The organism is Quadrisphaera sp. KR29 (assembly GCF_052644995.1).
In genome coordinates, this window is record NZ_JBQXXG010000013.1 from 48,659 (window position 1) to 66,152 (window position 17,494).

Sequence of the window (17,494 nt, forward strand, 5' to 3'; positions counted from 1 at the left end):
ACCGGAGGCGCCCCCGGGGCCAGTCTGCGGCACGACGGGCGCCGGCGGGAGGTCTGCCGGAGTCCGCGTCGGCGCCCGTGCCGGCTGCGGGGGCCGGGGAAGGGCCTCGCGGGGCCCCGCCGCCGTCAGCGGCGCGGCCCCCGGGAGGCCCCGCGGCTGTCGAGCACGGCGCGCAGCCGCGGCGCCGGCGCGGAGGTCACGCCGGGCTCGCTGGACAGCGCGGAGACCACGCGCAGCACGGGCGGCCCGGCCGGGGCGGCCTGTCTGGCGGCCTCGGGCCCGTCACCGCCGTCCTGCTCGGCGGCCCGCAGCGCCTCCAGCTGCGGGGCGTGCACCGCCCGGGGGCGGGTGGGCAGCGCCCCCGCCGGTGCGGGCCTGCGCACCAGCCCGAAGGCCATGACCGGCCCGAACACGCTCAGGGGCCCCGGTCCTGCCGGTGCCGCCATCCGCAGCACCGCAGCGTCGCCCGACGCCGCCAGCGCCGGCGTCGTCGCGCCGGCACCACCGGCTCCGTCGGCGGGGTCCGCGCCGCGGACCACCCTGGCGCGCTCGCGCCACGCCTCGAGGTCGACGACCGGCGATGCAGGTGCAGCGGACATTGCTGGCTCCGATCTGGCTGGGCCGGTCCCGGACCACCCGGGGGCGCTGTGGTACTAGCGTGATCTCTGCGACTTCTGTGACTCGTGTGACTTGAGAGAAACTAGAGGAACGCAGGTCCACGGGCCAGCACCGCCTCGGCGTGTCGCGGCGCGGCCCGCCCCGCCGCGCGGACGGTCAGGCCGGCGTACCGCCCTGGCGGCGCACGGCGGCGTCCCGCTCGGCCTGGCGGTCCGGCACGGCGCGGCGCGAGGAGGTGCCGGAGCCCCCACTCGCGGCGTGGGAGCCGGGGCCCCCGGCGCCCCCGTCGCGCCCGTCACCCCCGTGGTCGCTCCCGCGGTCACCCCCGCCGCCGGCCTCGCCGTGGGCCAGCCGCAGCTGGCGCCCCAGGGCGACGTCCTCCTCGTGCTTGGCAGCGGCCTTGTCGCTCTTGCGCGTGTCGCGCGGCGGCAGCTGGAGGTCCTCCTCGGCCTCGAAGCCGGCCTGCAGCTCACGGCCGCGCTCCAGCTCGGCGTCCAGCTCGGCGCCGAACAGCAGAGCGAGGTTGGTGATCCACAGCCACAGCAAGAAGATGATCACGGCGGCGAAGCTGCCGTAGGTCTTGTTGTAGTTGCTGAAGTTCGCCACGTACAGGCCGAACAGCGTCGAGGCGAGGGCCCAGACGAGGATGGCGGTCACGGCCCCGACGCTGGTCCACGACCACTTGGGCCGCTTGATGTTGGGCGTCATCTGGTACAGCACCGCCACCACGACGACGACGATGACGATCAGCACCGGCCACTTCGCGATGCCCCACGCCGTCACCGCGGCCGACCCGAGGCCGACGACGTCGCCGATGGACTGCGCGACGGGTCCGGAGACCACGAGGATGATCAGCGCGGCCACGACCAGCACCACCGCCACGACGGTGACGAACAGCTGCATCGGGCGCATCTTCCAGAACGGGCGGCCCTCGGTGATGCCGTAGATGCGGTTCATGGCGCGGGAGAAGGCCCCCACGTAGCCGGAGGCCGACCACAGCGCGCCCAGGAGGCCCACGACCAGGCCCAGGCCCGCCCCCTGGTTCTCCTGGAGCTGGTCGATGATCGGCCGGAGCTGGTCGGTGACCGTCGACGGCGCGAAGCCGCCGACCACGTCCAGGAGCGTCTGGGTGGTCTGCGGCCCCTGCCCCAGCACCCCGACCAGCGAGATGATCGCCACCAGCCCGGGGAAGAGCGCCAGGACGGCGTAGTAGACCAGCGCGGCCGCGAGGTCCAGGCACCCGTCGGCGGTGAACTCCCGGAACGTCTTGCGCAGGACGTACGTCCAGGACCGCTTGGTGAGGTCGGTGGGGTCGTCCGGCTTGCGCGGGTCGTCCGGCGCGGGCGCGGTGCGCGCCTTCTCGGCGGTGCGTGCGTGGTCGTCGACGCTCATGTCGGCTCGGCCGGCCCTTCAAGCGGTGCACGCGCCGCTGGCTCGACGCCGTCGCCAGTCTGCTGCGAGGGGGACCCACCGGCGACCTGAGCGCCGCCGGCCGTCGGTGTGCGGGGGCACACTGCCTGCTGTGTGCGGTCGCTACGCCAGCAGCAGGTCCGACGCCCAGCTCGTGGAGGACTACGCCGTCGACGCCGTCGTGGGGTCCGAGGTCGCGCCCTCCTGGAACGTCGCGCCGACGCAGCAGGTCCGCGCCGTGGTCGAGCGGGAGCCCCGGGACGACGAGGGAGCCGCCGCTCCGGCGGGCGGCGGGCCGCCCGGTGGCGGGGGCGCCCAGCGGCAGCTGCGCACGGTGCGCTGGGGCCTGGTCCCCTCCTGGGCGAAGGACCCCGGCGTGGGCTCCCGGATGATCAACGCGCGCGTCGAGACCGTCACCGAGAAGCCCGCCTACCGGCGCGCCGCCGCCCGGCGCCGCTGCCTGCTGCCCGCCGACGGGTACTTCGAGTGGGAGCGCCGCCCCGCGCCCGACGGCTCCGGCAAGGAGGTCAAGGTGCCGCACTTCCTGCACGCGGCCGACGGCGGGCCGCTGGCCTTCGCGGGCCTGTACGAGCTCTGGAAGGACCCGGGCGCTCCCGAGGGCGAGGACGCCTGGCTGTGGACGGCCACGGTCATCACCACGCAGGCGCAGGACGAGGCGGGCCGCATCCATGACCGCAGCCCGGTCGTGCTGCCCGCAGACTTCCAGGGCGACTGGCTCGACCCGCACCTGACCGACCTCGACCTGGTCCGCCAGGTGCTCGACGCGGTGCCCCCGCCGCAGCTGGCCACCCACGAGGTGGGCCGCGCGGTGGGCAGCCCCCGCGTCAACGGACCCCAGCTGGTGCTGCCCCTGGGCGAGCTGGGAGGGCTGGGGGGCTGATCAGCCCTCGCCGTCGTCCCCACCGCCGCCGGCGGCGGCCCGCAGGTGCGGGGCGCACACCGCGGCGACCACGGCCAGGGCCGCCAGCAGCGAGGCGGAGGCCACGCCACCGGCCAGCACGCCGACCACCACCAGCACCGCCCCCGCCCCGGCCACGAGCAGCGCCACCAGCGCCATGGGCGACAGGCGCGGTGCCGTGCCCAGCAGCAGCACCAGGCCGGCGCCCCCGGCCACGAGCGCACCGGGCAGGTCCCAGGTGCCCAGGGACAGCAGGCCCCGGGGCAGCTCGACCACGTGCTCAGCGGTCCACCGCGGCTGGGCGCGGGAGGCGACCACCGCGCCCGCCGCGCCGGCGGCCAGCGCCAGCAGGCCCCAGACGCGCCCCAGCCGCGCCGCCAGCGCGGGGTCGCCGCTGCGGCGGACGACGTCGAGGGCGCCCCAGCTGCCGCCCCCGCCGACGACGAGCACGCCGTGGACCACCGCGAGCAGCACCACGGCCCACGCGCCGGCCTGCGCCGGCTCCGGCGACGGCGCACCGGCTCCCATCTGCACGGCCCCGGCCACCGCGAGGGCGGCGCCGACCGCGGCGGCCGGACGCACCAGGAAGCCGGTCAGCAGGGTGACGACCAGGGCGACCTCGACGGCGGGCAGCAGCCAGCCTGCCGCCCCCTGCAGCCCCAGGCCACCCGTGGCCCAGCTCTGGGCGCCCAGGCGGGGCAGCACGAGGTCCTGCAGCCACAGCAGCCCCAGCGCCACGCGCAGCAGCGCCAGCGCGAGGCCCTCACCGCGGCTGCCCATGCCTCACATGGTGGCGCCCGGCTCCCTCAGGGGCGGTGCAGCCACGCCGCTGACCAGGGGGCGAGCCAGACGTTCCCGTCGTCCCCGACGTGCGCCGCGCGCCCGGCCAGGGCGTCCCGGGCGCCGGTCAGCCCCAGCTCGGCCAGCCGCCAGCCGGGGAAGTGGCGCCAGCCGTCGGTGGCGTTGTAGAGGCACAGGAGGTCACCGACGGGGTGGCGGCGCAGCACGGGCAGCACCCCCGGGTCGTGCACCTCCAGCACCTGGGAGGGCACCGAGGCGTGCAGGTGCGGCAGCGAGGCCCGCACCTGCGCGAGGTGGCGCACCCCGGAGAACAGGCGGCCGGGCACGGTCGCCGGGTCGTGGCGGGCCGCCAGGGCGCCCTCGTCCATCCACGGGCGGTGCACCCAGCGGTTGTCCGCCTCGTGCCCGGGCTCGGAGGCCCACGCGTCGTCGCCGCGCAGGCCGAGCTCGTCGCCCATCCAGATGACCGGGATCCCGCCCCAGCCCATGACCAGCGCGTGCCCGAGCAGCACGCGGGCGGCAGCGGCCTCGGTGGCCGGACCGTCGCCGTCCTCCTGGGCGGCCACCAGGCCGGTCAGGGCGGCGGCGGAGCCGGAGATGCGCCGGTCGCGGGTGGCCGGGTTCTCCTGGAAGACGAGGCCGCGGGCCGGTGAGCCGGGGAAGGAGCCGCTGAACCAGTCGGAGAGGAACGAGCGGTGCGCGAAGCCGTCCAGCCCGACGGCGGCCGCATCCTCGTCGCTGACGGCCCAGCCGATGTCGTCGTGGCAGCGCACGTAGGTGATCCACGCGGAGCTGCTCGGGGCCGCGGGCAGCGAGCGGAGGGCGTGCGCGGCCAGCCGGACGTCCTGGGAGGCGATCATCGACCAGAACTGGACCATGAGGGTGTTGTGGTAGGCCAGGTCCGACACGCGGCCGTGGTGCTCGCCCTGGCCCAGGTAGGCGACCAGCTGCTGCGGGGAGACGATCGCCTCCGCCTTGAGCAGCACGCCGGGGCAGGCCACGCGGGTCAGCGCGCGCAGCACCTGGGTGAGGCTGTGCACCTCCGGCTGGTTCTGGCAGTCGGTGCCCATCCGCTTCCAGATGAAGGCGATGGCGTCCAGGCGCAGCACCTCCACCCCGAGGTTGGCCAGGAAGAGGACGATCTCGGCGTACTCGACCAGCACGTCGGGGTTGGACCAGTCGACGTCCCACTGGAAGCTGTTGAAGGTCGTCCAGACCCAGCCGTCCAGCTCCTCGTCCCAGGTGAAGCTGCCGGGGGCGAAGTCGGGGAAGACCTCCGGCAGCGTGCGCTCGTAGGCGTCGGGGACGGCGCGGTCGGGGTGGACGTGGAAGTAGGCGCGGTAGCGGGGGTCGCCCTCGCGGGCGCGGCGGGCCCACTCGTGCTCGCGCGCCACGTGGTTGAGCACGAGGTCGAGGACGAGCGAGGTCCCCTGGGCGCGCAGCGCCCGGGCCAGCTCGCGCAGGTCCTCGACGTCGCCGAGGTCGGGGCGCACGGAGCGGTAGTCGGCGACGGCGTAGCCGCCGTCGCTGTCCCCCTCGCGCGGCTGCAGCACCGGCATGAGGTGCAGGTAGGTGACACCCAGCTCGCGCAGGTGGTCCAGGCGGCCGCGGACGCCCTGCAGGGTCCCGGCGTAGCGCTCGGTGTAGGCGGCGTACCCGAGCATCGACGGCTCCTGGAACCAGTCCGGCCTCAGCGTGCGCGCCTGGTCGAGGCGGTGCAGGTCCGGCTCGCGCTCGGCGTGGGCGGCGGCCGCGGCGCGCAGCAGGCGGCGCTCGGTGGCGGTGGCGACCTCGGGGGCGTGCACGGCCGCGAGGCCGGCGCGCAGGTCGGGCCACCACCGCTCGACCCGCAGGCCGAACAGCTCCCGGCGCTCCGGCGACAGGGCCTGGAGCAGGTCGCCCGCCGCCTCCTCCACCAGGGCGGAGAGCTCCTCGCCGCGCTCGGCCTGCACCACGTCCACCCACGCCCCTCGCTCGTCCTCGCCGGCCCGCTGCGGCGCGGCCGCCACGCTATCCATCGGCGCCCGGCGGGCCCAGGTGGTGCGCTCAGGGCCCGCACCCTCCTAGGACGACCGCAGCCCCACCCGTTCGGGTGGGGCTGCGGTCAGGGGTCGCGCTCGGTTCGACGGCCCTGTGTGGTGCGGGAGCCGGGTCACCCCGGCCGTGCGCGGTGCTCTCAGGCGCGGGTGCGGTTGCGGCCGCGGGTGGCCTGGTAGATCGCCAGGACGATGATGGCGCCGATGATCGAGCCGATCCAGCTGGACGGCTGGATGAAGCCGTCGCCACCGCTGTTGCGGCCGAAGAGCAGGTAGCCCAGGAAGCCGCCGACGAAGGAGCCCACGATGCCGAGCAGCAGGGTCCCGCCGATGCCCAGGCCGGAGCGGCCGGGCACGACGAGGCGCGCGATGTAGCCGGCGATGATGCCGATGACGATGAGGCCGATGATGGTTCCGAGCATGACGTCCGCCCTGGTGAGAGAGGTCTTCTGGCGCGCACGACAGTAGGGCCGCCGGGGCCGGTCGGCATCTCGAGATCCGGCGGTGCCGCCGGGTGGAGGAGGTCGTCACGCAGCGCGGCGTGGGATGATGGACGGTGATGACCGAGGCAGCCCCACCGCGCAACCGCCCTGCTCAGCGCCGGACCGGCCGCCAGCGGGCGGCGGTCGCCGCCATGCTCGACTCCGAGCCGAGCTTCACCAGCGCGCAGGACCTCTACGCGCGCCTGCGCGAGCAGGGCAACCCCATCGGCCTGGCCACCGTCTACCGGGCGCTGCAGGCCCTGGTGGAGGACGGCGAGGTCGACGTGCTGCGCACCGGGGAGGACGGCGAGGCCGTCTACCGGCGCTGCAGCACCGGTCACCACCACCACCTCGTGTGCCGCCGCTGCGGGCGCGCCGAGGAGGTCGAGGGCAGCGCCGTGGAGGCGTGGGCGCGCCGGACCGCCGCCGGGCACGGCTTCACCGACGTCGACCACGTGGTGGAGATCTTCGGCACCTGCGCCGACTGCGCCGCAGCGCGCTGAGCACCACCGGTCCCCGGCCACCGGCCGCCAGGGAGGTCACGAGCGCCCGCCGCGCTCGTCTATGGTGAGAAGAGTTATCACTCCGACTCTCACCACCGCCCTGGAGGGCCCGTGCCCCGCCCCGCGCTCCGCCCCACCCGCCCGCTGGCCCTCGCCGGCGGGCTCACCGCCGCGCTGCTCCTGTCCGCCTGCGGGGGCGGCGCGAGCTCCTCGGGCGCGCAGGCCAGCGCCGGCGCCGGGGACTCCCCGGCCGAGGGGGGCCGGGTCGCGGTGGTGGCCTCCACCGACGTGTGGGGCAGCGTGGCGCAGGCCGTCGGCGGTGACGCCGTGGAGGTGACCTCGATCATCGACGACCCCGCCCAGGACCCCCACTCCTTCGAGGTGACCACGCGCGACCAGCTCCTGGTCCAGGACGCGCAGGTCGTGGTCATGAACGGCGGCGGCTACGACCCCTTCATGACCCAGCTGCTGTCGGCCACGGGCACGCGGGCGCCGGTGGTCGACGCCGTGGAGGTCTCCGGCCTGGAGGGCTCGCAGGAGGCGGCCGCCGACGACCACGGCCACGCCGACGAGCACGCCGGGGAGGACCACGCCGACGAGCACGCCGACGAGCACGCCGACGAGGCGGGCCACGACCACGGCGGGTTCAACGAGCACGTCTGGTACGACGTCGCCACCGCGGTGGAGGTCGCCCGGGCGCTCGCCGAGCAGCTGTCGGCCGTCGACCCCGGGGGCGCGAGCGCGTACGCGGCCAACGCGGAGGCCTTCGCCGACGGGCTGGCCGCGGTGCAGCAGGTGCAGGCCGCGGTGAGGTCCAGCTCCGCGGGGACCGGGGTGGCGATCACCGAGCCCGTCCCCGACCGCATGCTCGAGGCCATGGGCCTGGTGGTGAGGACCCCGCAGGCCTTCTCCGAGGCCGTCGAGGAGGGCACCGACGTCCCGCCGTCGGTGCTGGCCGACACCACCGCGCTCTTCGGCGACGGGGCCGTCGCGGCGCTGGTGTACAACGAGCAGACCGCCGGCGCGGAGACCGAGGCGGTGCTGAGGGCCGCGGAGGCCGCCGGCACCGCGGTGGTCCCCGTCACCGAGACGCTCCCGGAGGGGCAGGACTACACGCAGTGGATGACCGCCAACGCCGAGGCCATCCGCGCCGCCGTCCAGGGCTGAGGGGCGTGGTCCCGCCCGAGCGCGGCGCCCCGGCGGCGGGCCCCGCGCTGGCCCTGCGCGGAGCGGCCCTGAGCTACGGCGAGCACCGGGTGTGGTCGGGGCTCGACCTGGAGGTGCACCCCGGTGAGCTCGTCGCCGTCCTGGGCCCCAACGGCTCGGGCAAGACGAGCCTGGTGCGCGCCGTCCTGGGCCAGCAGCCGCTGACCAGCGGACACCTGGCCGTCGGCGGGCGCCCGCCGCGCACCGGCTCACCCGAGATCGGGTACGTGCCGCAGCAGCGCCTGATCGACCCGATGACGCCGCTGCGCGCCCGCGACCTCGTCCGCCAGGGCCTGGACGGGCACCGCTGGGGGCTGCCCCTGCCCAGCCGGCGGGTGCGGGCCCGCGTGGACGAGCTCCTCGCCGCCGTCGGCGCCACCGCCTACGGCGACGTCCCGGTGGGGCTGCTCTCGGGCGGGGAGCAGCAGCGCGTGCGCATCGCGCAGGCGGTGGCCACCGACCCCGCGCTGCTGCTGTGCGACGAGCCGCTGCTCTCCCTCGACCTGGCCCACCAGCGGGAGGTGGTGGGCGTCATCGACGCCCGTCGCCGCGCCGGGACGGCCGTGCTCTTCGTGACCCACGAGATCAACCCCGTCCTCGACGTCGTCGACAAGGTGCTCTACCTCGCCCCGGCCGGTCACCGGGTCGGGACGCCCGAGGAGGTGCTGACCTCGGAGTCCCTCTCGGAGCTCTACGGCACGCGGGTGGAGGTCCTGCGGCACGCCGGGCGCGTCCTCATCGCCGCCACGGGGACCCACGCCGACCACGACTGCCACCCCGAGCCCCTTCCCGCGGGGGGTGCGGCGTGAGCTGGGACGCGCTGATCAACTTCGAGGACTACTCGCGGCTGCTGCCGCTGGTCACCAACTCGCTGTGGGCGGCCGCCGCCCTGGGCCTGGTCGGCGGGCTGGTCGGGGTGCTCGTCGCCGCCCGCGACATGGCCTTCGCCGTGCACGGCATCTCCGAGCTGAGCTTCGCGGGCGCCGCGGCCGCGCTGCTGGTGGGCCTCGACGTCGTGCTGGGGTCCGTGGTCGGCTCCCTGGTCGCCGCGGTGCTCATCGGGGTGCTGGGGGTCCGCGCCCGCGACAGGAACTCCATCATCGGCGTCCTGATGCCCTTCGGCCTGGGCCTGGGGGTGCTGTTCCTGGCCCTGTACCCCGGGCGCTCGGCCAACAAGTTCGGCCTGCTGACCGGGCAGGTGGTGGCCGTGGACGACCCGCGGCTGGCCACCATGCTCGTGACCTCCGCGGTGGTGCTGGCCGTGCTCGCCGTGGTGTGGCGCCCGCTGCTGTTCGCCAGCGTCGACCCCGACGGCGCCGCAGCCCGCGGCGTGCCCGTGCGGGCCCTGTCGCTGGTCTTCATGGTGGTGCTCGGGCTGTCGGTGGCGATGGCGGTGCAGGTGGTGGGCGCCCTGCTCGTGCTCTCCCTGCTCATCACCCCCGCTGCTGCCGCCACGCGGGTCTCCGCCTCCCCGCTGTGGGTCCCGGTGCTGTCCGTCGCCTTCGCGGTGGCCTCCGCGGTCGGCGGCATCCTCCTGGCCCTGGGCGGCACGGTCCCGATCAGCCCGTACGTCACCACCGTCTCCTTCGCGATCTACGTGGTGTGCCGCCTGCTGGGCGCGCGGCGCGGGCGCCGCGGCTGGACCAGGCGACGGGACCTCCCGTCGCCGGGGGCGGCGGCGAGCGGACCCGCGGGCCCGGGCGGGCTGGCCGGCGCCCCCGGGTGAGCGGCGCCGCGCGGGAGGGCGCTGCGCCCGAGCCGGCTCTGGTGGAGCGGCTGCGCGCCGCCGGCTGCGTCTTCGCCGAGGAGGAGGCCGCGCTCCTGCTCCAGGAGCGCCTGCCGGCCGCGGAGCTGGAGGCGCGGGTGCGCCGGCGCGAGGCCGGCGAGCCGCTGGAGCTGGTCCTCGGCTGGGCCGCCTTCGCGGGCCTGCGGGTGCGCACCGCCCCGGGGGTCTTCGTGCCGCGCCGCCGCAGCGAGCTGCTCGTGCGCGAGGGGCTCGCCGTGCTGGTGGGCCGCGCGGCGCGCGCGGACGGGCAGGAGGGACCGCTCGTCGTCGTCGACCTGTGCTGCGGGACCGGGGCCCTGGGAGCGGCCCTGGCGGTGGCCGCGGCCCGCGAGCGGGTGGCGGTGCGGCTGCACGCCGCCGACGTCGACCCGCTGGCCACGGCCTGCGCCGCCCAGAACCTGCGCGAGCTCGCCCCCGGGGCCGCAGCGGGCGTCCACACCGGGGACCTCTACGGGGCCCTGCCGGCCGGGGTGGTCGGGCGGGTCGACCTGCTGGTGGTCAACGCCCCGTACGTGCCCTCCGCCAGCGTCGCGCTCATGCCGCCGGAGGCCCGCGAGCACGAGCCGCGCGCGGCCCTGGACGGCGGCGCCGACGGCCTGGACCTGCACCGGCGCGTGGCGGCCGGCGCCCGGTCCCGGCTGGCGCCGGGAGGGGTGCTGCTGCTGGAGACCAGCGAGCCCCAGGCGGAGCTGACCGCCCGGGCCTGCCGGCAGGGCGGCCTGGAGGCCGCCGTGGTGCACGACGCCGACCTGGGGGCCGCCTGCGTGCTCGCCAGGGCCTAGCCTGGCGGCACCGTGACCGAGCTGCTCCTCCTGCTGACCGCGGCCGCGCTCGTCGTGGCCTGCGGGGGGTTCGTGGCCGCCGAGTTCTCCCTGCTCACCGTCGACAGGGCCACCGTCGAGCGCGACGCGGCGGGCGGTGACCGGCGAGCGCAGGGCACCCTCGCCGCCCTGCGCAACCTGTCGACGCAGCTGTCCGGCGCGCAGGTGGGCATCACCATCACCAACCTCGCCATCGGCTACCTCGCGGAGCCCGCGATCGGCCGGCTGGTGGCGCCCCTGCTGGAGGACGTCGGCGTCCGCGGCGGCGCGGCCACCGCCACGTCCGTGGCGCTCGCGCTGGCGCTGTCCACGCTGGGCACGATGGTGTTCGGCGAGCTGGTGCCCAAGAACCTCGCCATCTCCCTCCCCTACGCCACCGCGTACGCCGTGCAGGGCTTCAGCCGCGGCTTCGCGCGGGCCATGGCCTGGCCCATCCGCCTCCTGAACGGGATGGCCAACGCCCTGCTGCGCGGGCTGTTCCGCACCGAGCCGCAGGAGGAGCTCGCCTCCGCGCGCTCCGCCGACGAGCTGCTGTCCCTGGTCCGCCGCTCCGCGGAGCAGGGCACCCTGGAGCAGGAGACCGCGGCGCTGGTGCAGCGCACGCTGGCCTTCTCCGACCGCCGCGCCGTGGACGTCATGACCCCGCGGATCCGGGTGCGCACGCTGTCGGGCGAGGACGACCTCACCGAGCTGGTCGCCGCGGTGCACGACTCCGGCCGCTCCCGCTTCCCCGTCACCGGCGCCGACCAGGACGACGTGCTCGGGGTCGTGCACGCCCGGCAGGCGCTCATGGTGCCGCCGGAGCAGGCCTCGCGGGTGCTGCTGCGCGACGTGGTCGAGGAGCCGGCGCTGGTGCCCGAGACCCTCGAGCTGGACGAGCTGCTCGACCAGCTCAAGGACTCCCCGCTGCAGCTGGCGGTGGTCGTGGACGAGTACGGCGGCTTCGCCGGCGTGGTGACCTTCGAGGACCTCGTCGAGGAGATCGTCGGGGAGGTCGTGGACGAGCACGACGTGGAGACCTCGGCGGTGCGCGAGGACGGCGAGGGCGGCTGGCTCGTCTCCGGGCTGCTGCGTCCCGACGAGGTCGCCGCCGGCACCGGGGTGCAGCTGCCCGAGCATCCCGACTACGAGACGGTCGCCGGCCTGGTGCTGCGCGCCCTGGGCCGCCTGCCGGAGGTCGGTGAGGTGGCGCGCGTGCCGGTGACCACCGGGGAGACCGACGACGACGGCCTGCCCGTCGAGCGCTGGTGCGAGCTGCGGGTGGAGGCCCGCGACGGCCTGCGGCTGGAGGGCGTCCACCTGCGGGTGCTCGAGCCCGTCGCCGCCGGCGAGGTCGACGCGAGGACCGACGCGGGGGCCGGGCGGTGAGCGACGGGCTGGCCATCGGCCTGGCGGTGCTGCTGCTGGCCCTCAACGCCTTCTTCGTGGGGGCCGAGTTCGCCGTCATCTCCGCGCGCCGCTCCTCGGTGGAGCTGCTCGCGGCCGCGGGCAGCCGCGCCGCGCGCACCACCCTGCGCGCCATGGAGGACGTCACCTCGATGCTCTCCTGCGCGCAGCTGGGCATCACGCTGTGCTCCCTGGGCCTGGGCGCCGTCGGGGAGCCGGCGGTGGCCCACCAGCTGGAGCCGCTCTTCGAGGCCGCCGGCCTTCCGGCGGCGCTGGTGCACCCGGTGGCCTTCGCCATCGCCCTGGCCCTCGTGGTCACCGCGCACGTCGTGCTGGGTGAGGTGGTGCCCAAGAACCTCGCGCTCGCGGGACCCGACCGCGCCGCGCTGCTGCTGGCGCCGCCGCTGCGCGCGCTGGCCACCGTGCTGCGACCCCTCATCGCGGTCTCCAACTGGCTCGCCAACCACGTGCTGCGGCTGTTCAAGGTCGAGCCGAAGGACGAGGTGAACAGCACCTACACCCGCGAGGAGGTGGCGGGGCTGGTGGCCGAGGCCCGCTCGGAGGGCCTGCTGGAGGAGGACGTGGAGGAGCTGGCCACGGCCGCGCTCGGCTTCGCCGACCGCACCGCGGCGGCCGTGGTGGTGCCGCTGGGCTCGCTGGCGACGCTGCCGCGGGGGGCCACCGTGGCGCAGGTGCAGGACGCCGCCGCGCGCACGGGCTTCTCGCGCTTCCCCCTCGAGGACGGCGAGGGCGGCCTGTCCGGCTACGTCCACGTCAAGGACGTGCTGACCCTCGACCCGGGGGCGCGCGCCGCCCAGGTGCCCTCCCGCTACGTGCGCGAGCTGGCCACCGTCTCCGACGCCGACGCGCTGCGGCCGGTGCTGCGCCGGATGCAGGAGAGCGGCGCCCACCTCGCGCGGGTGGAGGGGGCCGACGGCGGCCTGCTCGGGGTCGCGACGCTGGAGGACGTGCTCGAGGAGCTCGTCGGCGAGGTGCGCGCCGGCGCTGCCGCGCGCCCCGCGGCGTCCGGGAGCGGCACCGCCGCAGCCGCCGCGGCCGCTGTCACACGGGCCACACGCGGCGCGCGCTGACGGCGCGGCGCCCGTCCCGGCTCGGCGTGTCGCCGCGGGGACGCCGGGCGCGTGGGGGACCGTGGGGGCGTGCTCCTCGCCCTCGGACTCCTGCCCTTCGTCGCGGCGCTCGTGTTCCTCCTGGACATGATCGAGCGCCGCCTGCTCGTGGAGGCCCGCCCCCGCCGCCGCTGAGAGCGCGCCTCACCAGCCGGTGTCGCGCCCCTCGGTGACCGCCTCGACCACCTCGCCGGCCAGCTCGGCCAGCTTGCGGTTGGAGTCCTGGGAGCGGCGCGACAGCAGAGCGAACGCCTGCTCCGGCGTCACCCCCCGCTGCACCGCGATGACGCCCTTGGCCTGCTCGATCACGGCCCGGGAGACCATGGCGCGCTGCAGCTGCTCGGCCAGCTCCCGGGTGCTCTCCACCGCCATCGCGTTGGTCAGGGCGATGGCGGCGTGGCCGGCGAAGACCGCCGCGACCTCCCGGGAGCGCTCGCCCAGAACGCTCTCCCCGTGGGTGTCGTAGAGGTTCAGGGCGCCGACGGTGCGCCCGGGCACGGCCAGGCCCACCGACAGGGCGGCGCGCACCCCGGCGCGGGCTGCGACCTCGGAGTAGCCCGGGTAGGCCTCGTCGCCCGCGCCGGTGTCGGCGATGGCGATGGTCTGCCCCGACATCGCCGCGTCCATGCACGGCCCGAAGCCCAGCTCGTACTGGCGCTCGTCGAGCTGGACGGCCAGGCTGCCGGTGAAAGCGACGGAGGTGGCGCGCTTGCCCTGCACCACCGTCACGGAGGCCTCGTCGGCTCCCGGCACGCAGTCGCGCGCCAGCTCCGCCACGCGCTGGAGGACGGCGTTCAGCGGCGTCCTGTCGAGGAGGATCCTCCCCAGCTCGGCGTAGGCGACGTCGACCGACATGGGTGCTCCTGGTTCTCCACGCTGCGCCCGCCCCGTTGGCCGAGCGGTCGCCCAATCTAGTGGGGCACCTCCCCACCCGGCGCGGCCAGCGCCTCGCCACCGCCCCGGGCGCGAGCAGCCTCCCGCCTGGACCCCCGTGGACGCCGCGCACCGTCAGGTCCTGGAGGCCGGATCCGGCCTCCAGGACCTGACCCTGAACCTCGTCCTGACACTGCCGAGCCGCACGGGGGCCGCGGTCAGGGGGCCGGGCGGGCTACGACGAGGAGCGTCAGGTCGTCGACGGGTCCGCCGGCGACGTGCTCGGTCACGGCGGCGGTGACGGCGGCCACGGTCCGCTGGGCGGCGTCCGGTCGGGTGCGGTCGTGCTCGTCGAGCCCGGCCAGCACGTCCAGCAGCCCCTGCTCCTCGAGCTGGCGCCCGCTGCGGTCGGTGGCCTCGGTGACGCCGTCCGTGTAGAGCACCAGCTGGTCGCCGGAGCCCAGCTCCACCTCCACCTGTGACACCTCGACCTCGGCGAAGGGCCCCAGCAGCGTGCCGGGGCGGCCCACGAGGCGCGGCGCTCCCCGTGCCGGCAGCAGCACCGGCTGCGGGTGGCCGGCCAGCGCCAGCACGACCGCAGCGGGCCCACCGCTCGCGCCGCCGGGGCGCCCGTCCGGCTCCTCGACCGGCAGGGTGAGCGCCGCCACGGTGGCGAACCTGTCCTCGAGGGCCTCGTGCACGGCGCCGGCGGCGGCGGTGAGCAGCGCGGCGGGCTCGCCGTGCGTGGTGGCCGCGCCACGCAGCGCCCACCGCAGTGCGCTGGTGCTCGCCGCGGCCCGCGGCCCGCGGCCCGAGACGTCGCCGATGACCACGTACCACGCGCCGCCCGCACCGGCGGGCCCGGCGAAGACGTCGAAGAAGTCACCGCTGACGGCCCCGCGGCGGCCGTCGGCGCGGGTGGCGGGCTGGTAGCCGGTGGCCACGCGCCAGCCGGGCAGCGCGGGCAGCGCGCTGGGGACCAGGCTGGCCTGGACCGCGCGCGCGGTCTGGTCGAGCTCGTCGGCGAGGGCCGCGCGCGCCCGCCGGACGGTCGCGTACGGCGTCATGTCGCGCTGGACCGCCACGTAGTGGAGGGGCGCGCCGTCGGCGCCCGCGACCGGCGACAGGGCGAGCTCGTTGACGAAGAGCCGGCCGTCGGCCCGGCGGTTGACCAGCACCACCTCGCCCGCCTCGCCGGCGGCCAGCAGGTCGCGGATCCGCTGCACGGCGGCGGCGACCTCCGCCGAGCTGGTGCCGAGGGCCTCGAGGTCGGCGTCGGCGGAGGGGTCGAGCAGGCCCTCGTGCAGGAAGCGGCAGTTGCGCCCCAGCACCTCGTCCTCGGTGTACCCGGTGGTGCGGGTGAAGGCGGGGTTGACGTAGACGATGGGCTGGTCGGGGGCGCGCACGTCGGCCACGCACACCGCCTGGTCGACGGCGTCCAGCACCGACCACGCGGCGGCGGGGGCGCGCCCGGGCACCGCCGAGCGGTCGCGGTGGGCCACCGGTGTGGTGTCGGTGAGGTCGCGCAGCTGGGACAGGGCGGCCAGCGGGAGCCTGACCAGCTCGCGGCGCACGCCGTCGGCCATCCCCGTGAAGGGGGGCACCGCGGGTCCGGCGGTGATCCTGTCGAGCACGGCCTCGACGGCCGCGGGGCTGACGGACCAGCGCTGGGCCCACGCGAGCAGCCCTGCGCGGTCGGTCGGCACCGGCCCAGGCTAGAGGGGACGGCCCGGGCCAGCGCGCAGGGCGCCGGCCCGGGCCGTCCCGCTGCGCCGGGCCGGTCCTCAGGCCGCCAGCAGCGCCGCCGCGTCCGCCAGCGGCAGCCCGTGGGCCGCCGCCACCGGTCCGCTGACGAGCTGGCCGCCGAGGGTGGTCAGGCCCTTGGCCAGCGCCGGGGAGGCCCCGGCCGCCCCGCGCACACCGAGGTCGGCGACCGTGACGAGGTGCGGCAGGGTGGCCGAGGTGAGCGCGAGGGTGGAGGTGCGGGCCACGGCGCCGGGGATGTTGGCGACGCAGTAGTGGACGACGCCCTCCTCGACGTAGGTGGGGTGCGCGTGGGTGGTGGGCCGGCTGGTCTCGAAGCAGCCGCCCTGGTCGATGGCGATGTCGACGGCGACGCTGCCGGGGCGCATCGAGGCGATCATCTCGCGGCTGACCAGCTTGGGGGCCTTGGCGCCCGGCACCAGCACGGCGCCGATGAGGACGTCGGACTCGGCCACGTACTGGGCCAGCCGTGCGCGGTTGGGCGTGACGAGGTCGAGCCGCCCCTCGAAGACGTCGGACAGGTACGCCAGGCGCGAGGGGTTGGTGTCGAAGACCCGCACGATGGCGCGCATGCCCACCGCGATCTTGGCCGCCTCGGTGCCGGAGACCCCGCCGCCGATGATGGTCACCTTCGCGGCGGGGGTGCCGGGCACCCCGCCGAGCAGCAGCCCGGCGCCTCCCGCGGGGCTCTCGAGGTGGTGGGCCGCGGCCTGCACGGCCATGCGGCCCGCGACCTCGCTCATGGGGGTCAGCAGCGGCAGGCGCCCGTCGGGGGTCTGCACGGTCTCGTAGGCGATGGCGTCGATGCGGCGCTCGAGCAGGAAGTCCGTCAGCGACCTGTCCGCCGCGGCGTGCAGGTAGGTGAACAGCTGCTGGCCCTCGCGGAAGCGGTGGTGCTCCTCGGCGACCGGCTCTTTGACCTTGACGATGAGGTCCGCGGCGGCGAAGACCGCTTCGGCGTCGGCCACCACCTCGGCGCCGGCGGCGGTGAACTCCTCGTCGCTGAAGCGCGAGCCGGCCCCTGCGCCGGCCTGGACGAGCACGCGGTGCCCGTGGTGGACCAGCTCGGCGGCGCCGTCGGGCTGCAGCGCGACGCGGTTCTCGTTGTCCTTGACCTCCGTGGGGACACCCACCACCAGCCGAGACGGCACGCCGGACCTCCAGGGGCTCGCCGGCGCCGACCAGCTCGGCACCGCTGCTGCCCTGCAACGTCGCAGGATGCACGGGGTGGCGCCAGAGGTCGTGACGGATCGTCGCCATGATGGCCGTGTGCCGAAGGACCGTCGACCCAGCACCGCCCTGACCGACGTGGACCGGACGATCGTCGAGGCCCTGCGCCGCGACGCCCGCACCCCCGGGGCCGAGCTGGCCCGCCGGGCGGGAGTGGCCCCCTCCACGGCGTCCGTGCGCCTGCGCGAGCTGGAGCGGCGCGGCGTCATCACCGGCTACCACGCCGCGGTGGACCTGGACGCGGTCGGCGCCGCGCTGCAGGCGATGGTGGCGGTCCGCCTGCACGGGGGCGCCCGGGGCCGGCTGCGGGAGTTCACCGAGCACGTCAGGGCGCTGCCCGGCGTGCTCAGCGTCTTCTTCCTGGGCGGTGAGGAGGACTTCCTCCTCCACGTGGCGACGGCGGACTCCGCGGCGCTGCGCGACCTGGTGGCCGACGGCCTGTCCACGCGGCCGGAGGTCTCCTCCACCCGCACGAGCATCATCTTCGAGCACACCCGCGGCACCGGCTCAGCGGTGCCGCGGGAGTGAG

At 76.4% G+C, this 17,494-nt stretch carries 17 protein-coding genes; 9 read left to right on the forward strand and 8 right to left on the reverse strand.

Translation table 11 applies throughout. From position 1 onward, the window contains the following. Window positions 1-125: 125 nt before the first annotated feature. Both ACUN9U_RS12805 and ACUN9U_RS12810 read right to left on the reverse strand, forming a co-directional pair. Window positions 126-599 carry a hypothetical protein gene (locus tag ACUN9U_RS12805; protein WP_445485381.1) on the reverse strand — a complete coding sequence of 158 codons (474 nt, stop codon included), beginning with the start codon at window positions 597-599 and terminating at the stop codon, window positions 126-128. A gap of 175 nt (window positions 600-774) precedes the next feature. Beyond that, window positions 775-2,010, reverse strand: coding sequence for a YihY/virulence factor BrkB family protein (locus ACUN9U_RS12810; RefSeq protein ID WP_445485382.1), 1,236 nt, complete (start codon window positions 2,008-2,010; stop codon window positions 775-777). Window positions 2,011-2,140: 130 nt separating this feature from the next. Here ACUN9U_RS12810 and ACUN9U_RS12815 point away from each other — a divergent pair, with 130 nt between their 5' ends. Further along, the gene (locus ACUN9U_RS12815; RefSeq protein ID WP_445485383.1) at window positions 2,141-2,929 is read left to right on the forward strand and encodes an SOS response-associated peptidase; all 789 of its coding nucleotides are present in this window, start codon (window positions 2,141-2,143) and stop codon (window positions 2,927-2,929) included. Here ACUN9U_RS12815 and ACUN9U_RS12820 read toward each other — a convergent pair whose 3' ends face one another. The 3 genes from ACUN9U_RS12820 to ACUN9U_RS12830 form a co-directional block, all read right to left on the reverse strand. Continuing rightward, window positions 2,930-3,727, reverse strand: coding sequence for a hypothetical protein (locus tag ACUN9U_RS12820; protein WP_445485384.1), 798 nt, complete (start codon window positions 3,725-3,727; stop codon window positions 2,930-2,932). 26 nt (window positions 3,728-3,753) lie between these two features. Continuing rightward, complete coding sequence (locus ACUN9U_RS12825; RefSeq protein WP_445485450.1) at window positions 3,754-5,664, reverse strand: alpha-amylase family protein; 1,911 nt, start codon at window positions 5,662-5,664, stop codon at window positions 3,754-3,756. A 260-nt stretch (window positions 5,665-5,924) separates the two neighbouring features. After that, window positions 5,925-6,206 carry a GlsB/YeaQ/YmgE family stress response membrane protein gene (locus ACUN9U_RS12830; RefSeq protein WP_445485385.1) on the reverse strand — a complete coding sequence of 94 codons (282 nt, stop codon included), beginning with the start codon at window positions 6,204-6,206 and terminating at the stop codon, window positions 5,925-5,927. A gap of 137 nt (window positions 6,207-6,343) precedes the next feature. On the opposite strand from ACUN9U_RS12830, the gene ACUN9U_RS12835 reads away from it, so the two are divergent. From ACUN9U_RS12835 to ACUN9U_RS12865, 7 genes are all read left to right on the forward strand, one after another. Next, window positions 6,344-6,769: a Fur family transcriptional regulator gene (locus ACUN9U_RS12835; protein WP_445485386.1), complete on the forward strand. Its 426-nt coding sequence runs from the start codon at window positions 6,344-6,346 to the stop codon at window positions 6,767-6,769. A gap of 111 nt (window positions 6,770-6,880) precedes the next feature. Next, window positions 6,881-7,936, forward strand: coding sequence for a metal ABC transporter solute-binding protein, Zn/Mn family (locus ACUN9U_RS12840; RefSeq protein ID WP_445485387.1), 1,056 nt, complete (start codon window positions 6,881-6,883; stop codon window positions 7,934-7,936). Window positions 7,937-7,941: 5 nt separating this feature from the next. Further along, window positions 7,942-8,784, forward strand: a complete 843-nt coding sequence (locus tag ACUN9U_RS12845; protein WP_445485388.1) for a metal ABC transporter ATP-binding protein — start codon at window positions 7,942-7,944, stop codon at window positions 8,782-8,784. Then, complete coding sequence (locus tag ACUN9U_RS12850; RefSeq protein ID WP_445485389.1) at window positions 8,781-9,701, forward strand: metal ABC transporter permease; 921 nt, start codon at window positions 8,781-8,783, stop codon at window positions 9,699-9,701. The genes ACUN9U_RS12845 and ACUN9U_RS12850 overlap by 4 nt, the downstream gene beginning before the upstream one ends. After that, on the forward strand, window positions 9,698-10,543 hold the full coding sequence (locus ACUN9U_RS12855; protein WP_445485390.1) for a putative protein N(5)-glutamine methyltransferase: 846 nt from the start codon (window positions 9,698-9,700) through the stop codon (window positions 10,541-10,543). The genes ACUN9U_RS12850 and ACUN9U_RS12855 overlap by 4 nt, the downstream gene beginning before the upstream one ends. A 12-nt stretch (window positions 10,544-10,555) precedes the next feature. Beyond that, entirely contained in the window at window positions 10,556-11,950 is a 1,395-nt protein-coding gene (locus tag ACUN9U_RS12860; RefSeq protein ID WP_445485391.1) for a hemolysin family protein, read from the forward strand. After that, window positions 11,947-13,059, forward strand: a complete 1,113-nt coding sequence (locus ACUN9U_RS12865; RefSeq protein ID WP_445485392.1) for a hemolysin family protein — start codon at window positions 11,947-11,949, stop codon at window positions 13,057-13,059. Before ACUN9U_RS12860 ends, ACUN9U_RS12865 begins: the two co-directional genes overlap by 4 nt. A gap of 183 nt (window positions 13,060-13,242) precedes the next feature. Here the strand turns inward: ACUN9U_RS12865 and ACUN9U_RS12870 are convergent, their stop codons facing one another. The 3 genes from ACUN9U_RS12870 to ald all read right to left on the reverse strand — a co-directional run bounded on the left by ACUN9U_RS12870 (window position 13,243) and on the right by ald (window position 16,886). Continuing rightward, on the reverse strand, window positions 13,243-13,953 hold the full coding sequence (locus ACUN9U_RS12870; protein WP_445485393.1) for a GAF and ANTAR domain-containing protein: 711 nt from the start codon (window positions 13,951-13,953) through the stop codon (window positions 13,243-13,245). A gap of 236 nt (window positions 13,954-14,189) precedes the next feature. Beyond that, entirely contained in the window at window positions 14,190-15,677 is a 1,488-nt protein-coding gene (locus tag ACUN9U_RS12875) for a PP2C family protein-serine/threonine phosphatase (RefSeq protein WP_445485394.1), read from the reverse strand. A 78-nt stretch (window positions 15,678-15,755) separates the two neighbouring features. Further along, window positions 15,756-16,886, reverse strand: coding sequence for an alanine dehydrogenase (gene ald / locus ACUN9U_RS12880; protein ID WP_445485395.1), 1,131 nt, complete (start codon window positions 16,884-16,886; stop codon window positions 15,756-15,758). Between the two features lie 118 nt (window positions 16,887-17,004). Between ald and ACUN9U_RS12885 the strand changes: the two genes are divergently transcribed. Beyond that, window positions 17,005-17,493, forward strand: coding sequence for an Lrp/AsnC family transcriptional regulator (locus tag ACUN9U_RS12885; RefSeq protein ID WP_445485396.1), 489 nt, complete (start codon window positions 17,005-17,007; stop codon window positions 17,491-17,493). The last annotated feature ends 1 nt before the right edge of the window (window position 17,494 follow it).

Bases quoted from the DNA above. Each gene is read 5' to 3' on its own strand.
- ACUN9U_RS12805 (WP_445485381.1), bottom strand. From the start codon at position 599: ATGTCCGCTGCACCTGCATCGCCGGTCGTCGACCTCGAGGCGTGGCGC.
- ACUN9U_RS12810 (WP_445485382.1), bottom strand. From the start codon at position 2,010: ATGAGCGTCGACGACCACGCACGCACCGCCGAGAAGGCGCGCACCGCG.
- ACUN9U_RS12835 (WP_445485386.1), top strand. From the start codon at position 6,344: ATGACCGAGGCAGCCCCACCGCGCAACCGCCCTGCTCAGCGCCGGACC.
- ACUN9U_RS12820 (WP_445485384.1), bottom strand. From the start codon at position 3,727: ATGGGCAGCCGCGGTGAGGGCCTCGCGCTGGCGCTGCTGCGCGTGGCG.
- ACUN9U_RS12830 (WP_445485385.1), bottom strand. From the start codon at position 6,206: ATGCTCGGAACCATCATCGGCCTCATCGTCATCGGCATCATCGCCGGC.
- ACUN9U_RS12870 (WP_445485393.1), bottom strand. From the start codon at position 13,953: ATGTCGGTCGACGTCGCCTACGCCGAGCTGGGGAGGATCCTCCTCGAC.